A 10,329-nucleotide genomic window follows, 5' to 3' on the forward strand; every position below is an offset into this window, starting at 1 on the left:
TTTATTTTTTTTGCTTTATACCTTTTCTTTGAAATCTCCCTCTTTATTCTGTGCGGATGTTCAAATATTCTGTTTATTTTTGCATATCCATTTATATATAACAAATTATATGAGATTTGGTTTTGTAAAAGTAGCGGCTGCCATTCCCGAAGTGAAAGTAGCCGACTGCAAGTTCAATGCACAACAGACGGAGAAACAGATTGTAATAGCCGATGGAAAGGGGATTCAGGTCATAGTTTTTCCAGAACTGAACCTGACAGGATATTCCTGTGGAGATTTGTTTGCGCAAAGTTTGTTACTTGAGCAGGCTGAACTGGCTTTGATGCAGATTGTCAATAATACCCGCCAGCTGGATATTATTTCCATTGTAGGTATGCCGGTTGTTGTCAATTCCACGCTGATGAACTGTGCCGTGGTTTTTCAGAAAGGTAAGATTCTGGGTGTTGTACCAAAGACTTATCTGCCTAATTATAAAGAATTTTACGAAAAACGCTGGTTTACTTCTTCCGTAGCTCACCCGGATTTCACGGATGTGCGTTTGTGTGGTCAGGTGGTACCGATGGGTACAAACCTGTTGTTCGATACACCGGATGTATGTTTCGGTATAGAATTATGTGAAGATGTATGGTCTCCCGTACCTCCCAGTTCAACTTTGGCTTTGAAAGGAGCAGAGATTATCTTCAATTTGTCTGCCGATACTGAAAATATCAGTAAGCACCAGTACCTCCGTTCGTTGATTGCGCAGCAGTCTGCTCGTTGTCTGGCCGGATATGTTTTTTCATCTTGTGGCTTTGGAGAATCTACTACTGATGTGGTTTTTGCCGGAAACGCATTGATTTATGAGAATGGAACACTGCTTGCCGCTTCCGACCGTTTCTCATTTGAAGAGCAGCTTGTGGTCAGTGAGATAGATGTAGAGCGTCTGAGAGGAGAACGTCTGACGAACACCACTTTCTCCAGCAGCGTATGTATGTATCGCGACCAGCACCCGGTGCAGCATATCTCTACGGCACTTGTTTCTTCCCGCGATTTGACCCTTACCCGTCCGGTAGAACCCCATCCTTTTGTGCCTTCCGGCGAACGCCAGCTTGACGAACGTTGCGAGGAGATTTTCTCCATTCAGGTGGCCGGACTGGCCAAGCGTCTGGTACACACTAACTGCAAGACCGTAGTGGTGGGCATTTCCGGCGGATTAGATTCTACGTTGGCGCTTCTGGTTTGCGTCAAGACCTTTGATAAGCTGAATCTTCCCCGTAAGGGTATTGTGGGAGTTACCATGCCGGGATTCGGTACCACAGACCGTACCTATCATAATGCACTTTCACTGATGAGCTCTCTACAGGTTACAACGGAAGAAATCAGTATAAAAGATGCTTGCATCCAGCATTTTCAGGATATAGGTCAGGATATGTCCGTACATGATGTGACCTACGAAAACGGACAAGCCAGAGAGAGAACCCAGATATTGATGGATTATGCCAATAAGATTGGCGGACTGGTAATCGGTACCGGTGACCTTTCAGAACTTGCCTTGGGGTGGGCTACGTACAATGGTGACCACATGTCCATGTACGGAGTGAATGCCAGCATCCCTAAGACCTTGGTCCGCTACCTGGTGAACTGGGTAGCTCAGACCGGTGTAGATACGCTCTCACGAAACACTTTGCTGGATATTATTGATACGCCTATCAGTCCGGAACTGATTCCGGCCGATGAAAACGGCAATATCAAGCAGAAAACAGAAGACTTGGTCGGACCGTATGAACTGCACGATTTCTTCCTCTTCAATTTCCTGCGCTTTGGTTTCCGTCCGGCAAAGATTTTCTATCTGGCTGAGATTGCCTTCCGTGGGGTGTATGACAGTACGACCATTAAGAAATGGCTCACAAACTTCTATCGCCGTTTCTTTGCGCAGCAGTTCAAGCGTTCCTGCTTGCCCGATGGTCCGAAGGTCGGTTCCGTATCTTTGAGTCCGCGGGGAGACTGGCGTATGCCGAGCGATGCCAGCGCTGCATTATGGTTGAAAGAATGCGAAGAACTTCAGGCATAAGTGCCTATATATAGAAGGAATAAAAAACAAACCGGGTGTTTCAACTTGACCAATGAAACACCCGGTTTGTTTTTATTTGTTTCAGTGAATATATTTATCGGTAAACGCTTTTACCCTTTCTGTGTACTCATTCGGATATAGTTTATACGAATGTGCGTGGTCTACACCTTCTGTAATCCAAATCTCCTTAGGGGAAGGCTTGGCAGCATACACCTTGTTCACCATCCACGTGGGTACAAAATCATCCTTGTCGCCATGGATGAAGAGCATGGGTTTTGTACAGTGGGCCACCTGCGAGAGGGCAGACGCTTCCTGAAAGTTCCATCCGTTCTGGAGCTGGCAAATCCAGCTGGCCGTGTAGAGCAGCGGGAAGGGGGGAAGTCCGAAAAGGCCTTTCAACTCTTTACTGAACTGGTCCCACACGCTGGTATAGCCACAGTCTTCCACGAAGCAGGTGATGTATTCAGGCGTTTTTTCTCCCGATACCATCATTGTGGTGGCAGCCCCCATCGAAATGCCGTGAACCACCGCTTTCAATGAGTCACCAAACAAAGCCGGAGCTGTCTCAATCCATTGCAGTACGTCCTTTCTGTCGAGCCAGCCCATCTGTATGGCATCTCCTTCCGTCAGTCCCGTGTAACGCAGGTCAGGCAACAGAATGTTGTAATCCAGCGAGTGGTTGTAGAGGTAGCCGATGTGGAACATGCGGATGGCATTGTCCGTATATCCGTGTACGATGATAGCCGTACGCCGGGTAGGGCGGGAAGCACGTGCATAAAACGCATGCATCCGGATGCCGTCTGGTGCGGTAATAAACGTATCGCGCAAGGCATGATGGTGTTGCAGGCTGTCCAGCCAGGGAACAATCTGCGGATATTCAGTTCGCATGAATGCTTCTGATTCCGCCATATTTTTCCCCCGGTTTTCGGGCCGGAGTGAAAAGTTAATCAGATAGAGACTTCCTCCTATGCAAATACCCGCTATCAGTACAAACAGAATTCCTGCTGTCCAGCCAATCTTTTTCTTCAGTGTCATGTATAGGGCAAGTGTTTAGCTGTTCCAGATGTCCCATGCTCCGAATGCTTGCAGCAAGAGCATTTCCAGTCCGTTCTTTACGATGGCTCCCTGGTCACTGCCCTTTTTCATGAAAAGCGTAGTGTTGGGGTTGTACAGCAGGTCATATAGCAAGTGCTGAGACGTCAGCAGTTCATACGGAATATCCGGACATTCATCCGCTTTCGGATACATGCCCACCGGTGTACAGTTGACAATCACCTTATATTCCTGCATGATTTCAGGTGTAATTTCTTCGTAAGTAACGGTCATGTCATTGTGCTTGCTGCGTGAAACGAACAGCACTTCCAGTCCCAGTTGCTTCAATCCTTGATGAATGGCTTTGGAAGCTCCTCCGGTACCCAAAATCAATGCCTTCTTGTGATAAGGTTCCAGCAGCGCTTCGATGGAACGTACAAACCCGATAATGTCCGAGTTGTATCCTTTCAGTTTGGTACCTCCCTTGGTGTGTTCCACCTTAATCACGTTCACTGCTCCGATTTCGCGTGCATCCTTATCCAGCTCGTCCAGATAGGAAATAACTTTTTCTTTGTAAGGGATAGTTACATTCAGTCCTGCAAGCGAGGGATTTGCCTTGATGATGTGTGGGAGTTCATCAATGCTTGGAATTTCAAAGTTCACATATTCGGCATCAATATTCTCGGAATGAAATTTTTCATTGAAAAAATTTTTGGAGAATGAGTGTCCGAGCGGATAGCCGATTAAGCCAAATTTTTTCATAAGGTTCAAAGAATTTAGTTATTTGGTAGCGAAATAGAGTGTGCAAGTACCCATTGTCAGGCGCTTGAATTCTACCTGGCTGAAGCCGGCTTTCCGGATGATTTCCTGCATGATTTCTCCTTGAGGGAAAGCCTTGATGGATTCAGGAAGATAAGTATAGGCACTCCGGTCTTTCGACAGCAGTCTTCCCAGTGCAGGTATCACCACCTTGGAGTAAACTGCATATCCTTGTTTCATGGGGAAATGTTCCGGTTCAGACAGTTCCAGGATGACAAGGTGTCCTCCAGGAACCAGTACCCTGTACATTTCTTTCAGGCCGAGGTCCAAGTGTTCAAAATTACGGATACCGAATGCCACGGTAATGGCATCGAACCGGTTGTCTGGGAATGACAAGGCCGTACAGTCCTCTTTCGCGAAAGAAATCTGCCTGTCCAGTCCCAGCTGTTTCACCTTTTCCCGTCCTACGTTCATCATGCCTTCCGAAATGTCCGTACCAATTAGTTCGGCAGGTTGCAGCATCTGGCAGGCCTGAATGGCAAAGTCTCCCGTTCCGGTAGCCACGTCCATGATACGTTGCGGGTGGTAGGGCTTCAGCAGGCGGATGGCTTTTCTTCTCCAGCTTTTGTCGATTCCCCATGACATCAGGTGGTTCAGGTTGTCGTACGCCGGGGCGATATGGTCGAACATTTTCTCTACCTGAGCAGCCTTGCCCTCATTTTCATTATATGGCTTGATTTCTTCTTGCGGATAGTGAGACATGCGAAAAATATTAGGATGGGATAAATTTTGAATCTCCCTTTAAGGCAGCACAGGCCGCCTTAAAGGGAGATAGGGATATTAAAGCGTCAAATAATCTGTTACGTTCTTTTCGATGCGTTTGGTCAGGTTGTCTGTTTCACCCTTCACGAAGCTTTCGCCGGTGATGTGTTCATACAGTTCAATGTAGCGGTCGCTGATAGATTCTACGATAGCCGGAGTCATTTCAGGAACCTGCTGTCCTTCCTTGCCCTGGAATCCGTTGGCCATCAACCATTCGCGTACGAATTCTTTTGACAACTGTTTCTGCGGTTCTTCTTTCTCGAAGCGTTCCTGGTAACCTTCAGAATAGAAATAACGGCTGGAGTCCGGAGTGTGGATTTCGTCCATCAGGTAGATTTCACCGTTGTGTTTTCCGAATTCATATTTGGTATCCACCAGAATCAAGCCACGTTCAGCAGCCATCTGTGTGCCGCGTTCGAACAAAGCCAGCGTATATTTTTCCAGAGTAGCATATTCTTCAGGAGTAGCCAGACCTTTGGCCAGGATTTCTTCTTTTGAGATATCCTCGTCGTGCAGCCCCATTTCAGCCTTGGTAGTCGGAGTGATAATCGGATGAGGGAACTTTTCGTTCTCTCTCATACCTTCCGGCAGGCGCACGCCGCAGATTTCGCGTACACCGCTCTTGTAAGCACGCCATGCACTTCCGCACAAGTAACCGCGTACAATCATTTCTACAGGAAATCCCTGGCACATCACGCCCACAGTCACCATCGGGTCGGGAGTAGCCAGTTTCCAGTTCGGGCAGATGTCAGTAGTCGCATCCAGGAATTTGGCTGCAATCTGGTTCAGCATCTGTCCTTTATAAGGGATACCTTCCGGCAATACGACGTCGAACGCCGAGATACGGTCGGTAGCAACCATTACCAACTTTTCGTCATTGATGTTGTACACATCACGTACTTTTCCATGATACACACTTTTCTGTCCAGGAAAGTGAAAGTCTGTTTTTGTTAATGCTTTACTCATTGTCTTGTTATGTTTAGTAATGAATAGAAATTCATTTATGGTTTATGCCTGCGGCGTTTTTTCCGGTTCTTTAGCCGTACGCGTAGTTTTTCTTTCTGCTTTCTCCTTCTCCTCGAATTTTTCGTAAGCCTCCACGATGCGTGTCACCAGTTTATGACGTACGATGTCTTTCTTGTTCAGTTCGATGAAGCTGATGCCCTTCACTCCCTTCAGAATCTTGATGGCCTGCACGAGTCCGGAAGTCTGCGAAGCGGGAAGGTCAATCTGTGTCATGTCTCCCGTGACAATCATTTTGGTGTTCATGCCCATACGGGTGAGAAACATCTTGATTTGCTGGGTCGTCGTGTTCTGGGCTTCGTCCAGAATTACTACGGCATCGTTCAGCGTACGTCCGCGCATGAAAGCCAGCGGGGCAATCTGGATGACATTCAGCTCCATGTATTCCTTCAGCTTGGCGGCCGGAATCATGTCCTGCAAGGCATCATACAGCGGTTGCAGGTAAGGGTCGATTTTATCCTTCATGTCGCCCGGCAGGAAACCCAATTTTTCGCCCGCTTCCACGGCAGGACGGCTCAGGATAATTTTTTTGATTTCCTTGTTCTTCAGAGCCCGTACTGCCAGTGCAATGGCGGTATAAGTCTTACCCGAACCGGCAGGGCCGATGGCGAAAATCATGTCATTCTTCTCAAACTCCTGCACCAGTTTCAGCTGGTTCTCGCTTCTGGGGATGATGGGTTTTCCCGTCACGCTGAACACGATGGCGTTTCCCGCCTTTTCCGTTTTGGGCGTATTGCCTTTTACGATGTCGAGAATCGTTTCCTCATTGAGCGAGTTATATTGCACGCAATATTTTTCCAGTGCAAGAACGGCTTCTTCGAAGGCACACATTTCCTCCTCGTCTCCCATTACCTTGATGACATTGCCGCGTGCCACTATTCTCAGTTTCGGAAACAGGGCCTTGATCATTTGTATGTGGGCGTTGTTGGGGCCGTAGAAGATTACCGGGTCGATATCTTCGAGTACAATATGTTTCTCTATCATTTAGTTTGTTCAGATTCGCTTATATGCTTTATTTTTTGCAAAAATAATCATAACTTTTGATTGTAGAATGAGAAAGCAGCAGAAAAATATCCTACTTCAACTCTTTCATTTTATAGCGTTCGCCGGTTGCTTTTACCAGTTCCTGCAAGAATTCCTTGCTGTATCCCGGACGGTCCAACGGAGCTGTGTTTCCTGTTTCCGGACGTTGCAGCTGTCCGTTCTGCATGCGTTTTACCGCACCGTCGTTGTAGCGTACAATCAAAAATTCTCCCAACTTCTTCCAGCTGTCTACGGCAGTCTGAGCCGTCATGTGCGTATAGTTGGTCAGGTATTCTTTAGCTTTGGCCGGATTCTGCTGATACAGTTTCAGGGCTGCACTTTCAATGCCTTCCTGCGATTGTGCATAGGTATCTTCCAGTGTATTCTGTACGGTACGCATGTCTTCCACCATCAGGTTGTAGCGCGGACGAATCATGTCGGCCACCCAGTTGTAAATCCAGAAAGCAGAGTTCCATGAGAAAGTCACGCAGTCACCGTTTTCCTGCTGATACGGATAAGGCACCTTGTCGGTGTTGCAGTACACCGGAGTGAACACCGTCATGTTGGCATCGTCTAGTCCGAACCAGAGCACACCACCGATGGCGTCGGGCAGGGTAGAGCGCATCTGCGATACGAATACAAACGCACTCTGCTGAGTAGAGATGGGGCGTTCGTTGAAATATTCCTGACCGTCAACCTTGAACGTCAGCGGAGACAGACGGTAAGGCATCTGGAAGCAGCCGGCTCCCATGTCCTGTGTAATGTCGAGGGCCGTACCTTCATAGTGGTCGCGCATGGCGTGCTGGATGTCGCGCACGGAAACCTTGTTGTCAGGCTTTACGTACAAAGGCATCGGTTCCTTGCTGTCACCTTGAATGTAAGAAAGGTAAGACTGTCCGGTTGCTTTGCTGAACATGTTGTAGAAACTCCATACACGTGCTTCGCAGAAACGCAGGCCGCTGAAGTCGAGCGGGCAATAGGCATCGGCAAAGCTGAAATCCTTGTTTACCCCACTGAAATAACCTTTTTCGCGGGCAAATGAAATGACATCGGGCGAATACAGGCAGTTCTCCTTGTCGTTCATGTCAAATTTATGGATACGGCTCTGGTTGGCATGTGCGGCAATGCAGTCGTCCGGAATGCGTACAGCCACCCATACGGCTCCTTTCACGCCCGGTCCTTTACCAATCATTTCCATAATCCATGCTTCGTTCGGGTCGGCAATGGAGAAAGACTCACCGCTGCTGTAATAACCGTATTCCTTCACCAGGTCGGTCATCACCTTGATAGCCTCCTTGGCAGTGCGTGAACGTTGCAGTGCCACGTAAATCAGGCTTCCGTAGTCCATGATGCCGATGCTGTCCACCAGTTCCGGGCGTCCGCCGAAAGTCGTTTCTCCGATAGTTACCTGAAATTCGTTCATGTTGCCGATGACATTATATGTCTGTTTGGCTTCCTTGATTTTACCGAGGTATTTGCCAGAATCCCAATCGTAGATGTCGCGCATGGTGCCCGGAGCATGCTGTGCAGCCGGATAGTGGCACAGATAGCCGAACATACCGTAAGAATCGGCAGAGTAAGAAACGATGACGGAACCGTCGGCCGAAGCCTTCTTTCCTACGATGAAGTTTGTACATGCCCATCCGTTGGCCATGTATGCTGTCAGCAGAAGGACAGCCAGCAGTAATCTTTTCATTTTCATACGAACAGATTGTTTTTTATGATTTAAAAATATAAGGCGTTTTTAAAATTTGTATTCCTTGCGTGCCATGTTTCCGCATTGGTCGGTTACCGTCACTTCCAGTTTGTGCGGTACCCCTTTCTTTACTTTCTCCGGGTCCTGAATCACCAGAATACCTTTTTTCAGGCCAAACAATACGAACTTGCCGTCGATGTATACCTTGTAGCTTCCGATGCCTGATTCCATGTCCTTTATCCGGAAACGAATATTTCGGCTGGTGCGCCATCCGCTCTGGCCGATAGGGGTAATTTCCGGAGCAATGGTATCCACGTCGACAGAGAACGTGCCGAGTGAGCGTACGCGCGTCTTTATCCATCCGTTGGCGTATTTTCCTCCCATGGAGCTTCGCCATTTTCCGGCTTTCTGCACGATGTAGTATTTTGTGGTGTCTTCCACGGGCATGTGTCGCAGGCCGATAGACAAGTCGCAATAGCTGTGGATGGGTGTCTGTCCGGCATCCAGTATGTAATCAAAGGCGATGCGTGAACTGTCTCCCCGCATGTCCGTACGGAGCGGAACATCCTCGTACACATAATAGCGTGGCACCACCAGTTCCATGCCCGGTTTCTGAATAACGTTGGTCCGGTTCCAGTAAAGCATTTCGTCGGCTTCCGGCTGGTATTCAGGAATATCCTGCCGTTTACCCTGTACGATAAATTGATAGCTTCTGCGGTTCCCGAAGTTGTCTTCCAGTACATACCGGAAGTGATAATCCCTTTCCTCATCGATAGTAACGGCTCCCCGGTTCTCGTTAGTGTGCAGCAGTCGCAGCCGGTTGCCCGGAAGCTTGTAGGAACGCATGATGAGCCGCCGGGTGCGGGTCAGTTCCTCGTAGTCGGTAAAACCGTTTATCATCCGGTTCTCATCGGGCAGCACCTTGTCGGTCGTGCTGTTGAACACCTGTACGGAGTCTACATACAGCGTAACCGAGTGCACGCCGTAGAAATTCGACGTACCGTCCATGTAATCCTTGGCGCTGATGCCGGTATAAATCTCTCCCCATGCATGGACAGGCTGGCTCAAAGCGTTTATGTTGAATAGCTTTTTGTCTCCCGACCCGTTGACCACCCCTTTTCCTTTGATAGGGTAGATGCCGATGAGGCTGCCTACGGGGGCTTTGCTGTCTTTCAGCAGGTGCTTGAAGTACGGCATCGGGTCAATGTATTCCCCCGTTTCGGTACGTCGCAGTTCCAGGTGCAGATGAGGTCCGGCCGAAGCTCCTTCGTTGCCGCTCAGGGCAATGATGTCTCCCTTCTTCACCGGAAATTGTCCGGGCTGGAATTTCAGGTCGCACACAAACGTTTCATGCGCATACTGATATTGGCGTACGCAAGCCTGTATGTTCCTTGCAAATGAAATCACATGTCCGTACACCGAAGTCAGTCCATCGGGATGCGTCACATAAATGGCCTGTCCGTATCCTCCGTGCAGCACTGCCACGCGCGACACATAACCGTCGGCAATACAGTGAATCGGTTTTCCTGTAACTCCTTGTGTCTTGATGTCCAGCCCGTTGTGAAAATGATTCGGGCGAAGTTCTCCAAAATTGGCACTGAGCAGAATCGGAAAATCAAAAGGAGAGCAGAACTTGCTCTCCTGGACGTGCTGGGCCTGTGCAGACAGCATTCCTCCCAAAACCAGTGCCAGTATCATTTTTTGTCTCATTTTTTCGTATTTGTTAAGCGGTTACAAAGATATTAAGAAATCCTGAAGCTACAATCTTTTTGGATTGACTCTAAAAAATACGAAGGTTTTTATTAGGATAATTTCTTTGAATCTTTTATTTTTGTCTGTCTCTTATAGAACGATTTATTATTTATTAAACATTATAATCATGGAAAACAATGAATTAATTAAACAGTGTACAGAAAAGGCTCAA

Annotated in this window: 8 protein-coding genes; 1 reads left to right on the top strand and 7 read right to left on the bottom strand. The window is 48.0% G+C overall.

Going from position 1 to position 10,329, the window contains the following annotated elements:
- Nucleotides 1–109: 109 nt before the first annotated feature.
- Nucleotides 110–2,050 (top strand): NAD(+) synthase, encoded by a 1,941-nt coding sequence (locus tag ACMJ0U_RS03265; protein ID WP_417128149.1) that lies wholly within the window; start codon nucleotides 110–112, stop codon nucleotides 2,048–2,050.
- 81 nt (nucleotides 2,051–2,131) lie between these two features.
- On the opposite strand, the gene ACMJ0U_RS03270 is transcribed toward ACMJ0U_RS03265, so the two are convergent.
- From ACMJ0U_RS03270 to ACMJ0U_RS03300, 7 genes are all read right to left on the bottom strand, one after another.
- Nucleotides 2,132–3,085 (bottom strand): alpha/beta hydrolase, encoded by a 954-nt coding sequence (locus tag ACMJ0U_RS03270; protein WP_417128150.1) that lies wholly within the window; start codon nucleotides 3,083–3,085, stop codon nucleotides 2,132–2,134.
- Nucleotides 3,086–3,100: 15 nt separating this feature from the next.
- On the bottom strand, nucleotides 3,101–3,844 hold the full coding sequence (locus tag ACMJ0U_RS03275) for a shikimate dehydrogenase family protein (protein ID WP_417128151.1): 744 nt from the start codon (nucleotides 3,842–3,844) through the stop codon (nucleotides 3,101–3,103).
- Between the two features lie 18 nt (nucleotides 3,845–3,862).
- Nucleotides 3,863–4,603 carry a bifunctional demethylmenaquinone methyltransferase/2-methoxy-6-polyprenyl-1,4-benzoquinol methylase UbiE gene (gene ubiE, locus ACMJ0U_RS03280; protein ID WP_417128153.1) on the bottom strand — a complete coding sequence of 247 codons (741 nt, stop codon included), beginning with the start codon at nucleotides 4,601–4,603 and terminating at the stop codon, nucleotides 3,863–3,865.
- Nucleotides 4,604–4,681: 78 nt separating this feature from the next.
- Nucleotides 4,682–5,629 (bottom strand): phosphoribosylaminoimidazolesuccinocarboxamide synthase, encoded by a 948-nt coding sequence (locus tag ACMJ0U_RS03285; protein ID WP_417128155.1) that lies wholly within the window; start codon nucleotides 5,627–5,629, stop codon nucleotides 4,682–4,684.
- Between the two features lie 42 nt (nucleotides 5,630–5,671).
- Nucleotides 5,672–6,670, bottom strand: coding sequence for a PhoH family protein (locus ACMJ0U_RS03290; protein ID WP_417128156.1), 999 nt, complete (start codon nucleotides 6,668–6,670; stop codon nucleotides 5,672–5,674).
- 91 nt (nucleotides 6,671–6,761) lie between these two features.
- Nucleotides 6,762–8,411, bottom strand: a complete 1,650-nt coding sequence (locus tag ACMJ0U_RS03295; RefSeq protein WP_417128158.1) for a C69 family dipeptidase — start codon at nucleotides 8,409–8,411, stop codon at nucleotides 6,762–6,764.
- Nucleotides 8,412–8,453: 42 nt separating this feature from the next.
- On the bottom strand, nucleotides 8,454–10,115 hold the full coding sequence (locus ACMJ0U_RS03300) for a M23 family metallopeptidase (protein ID WP_417128160.1): 1,662 nt from the start codon (nucleotides 10,113–10,115) through the stop codon (nucleotides 8,454–8,456).
- Nucleotides 10,116–10,329 lie beyond the last annotated feature (214 nt).

The organism is Phocaeicola sp. (assembly GCF_048170425.1).
In the GTDB taxonomy this organism is placed as follows: domain Bacteria; phylum Bacteroidota; class Bacteroidia; order Bacteroidales; family Bacteroidaceae; genus Phocaeicola.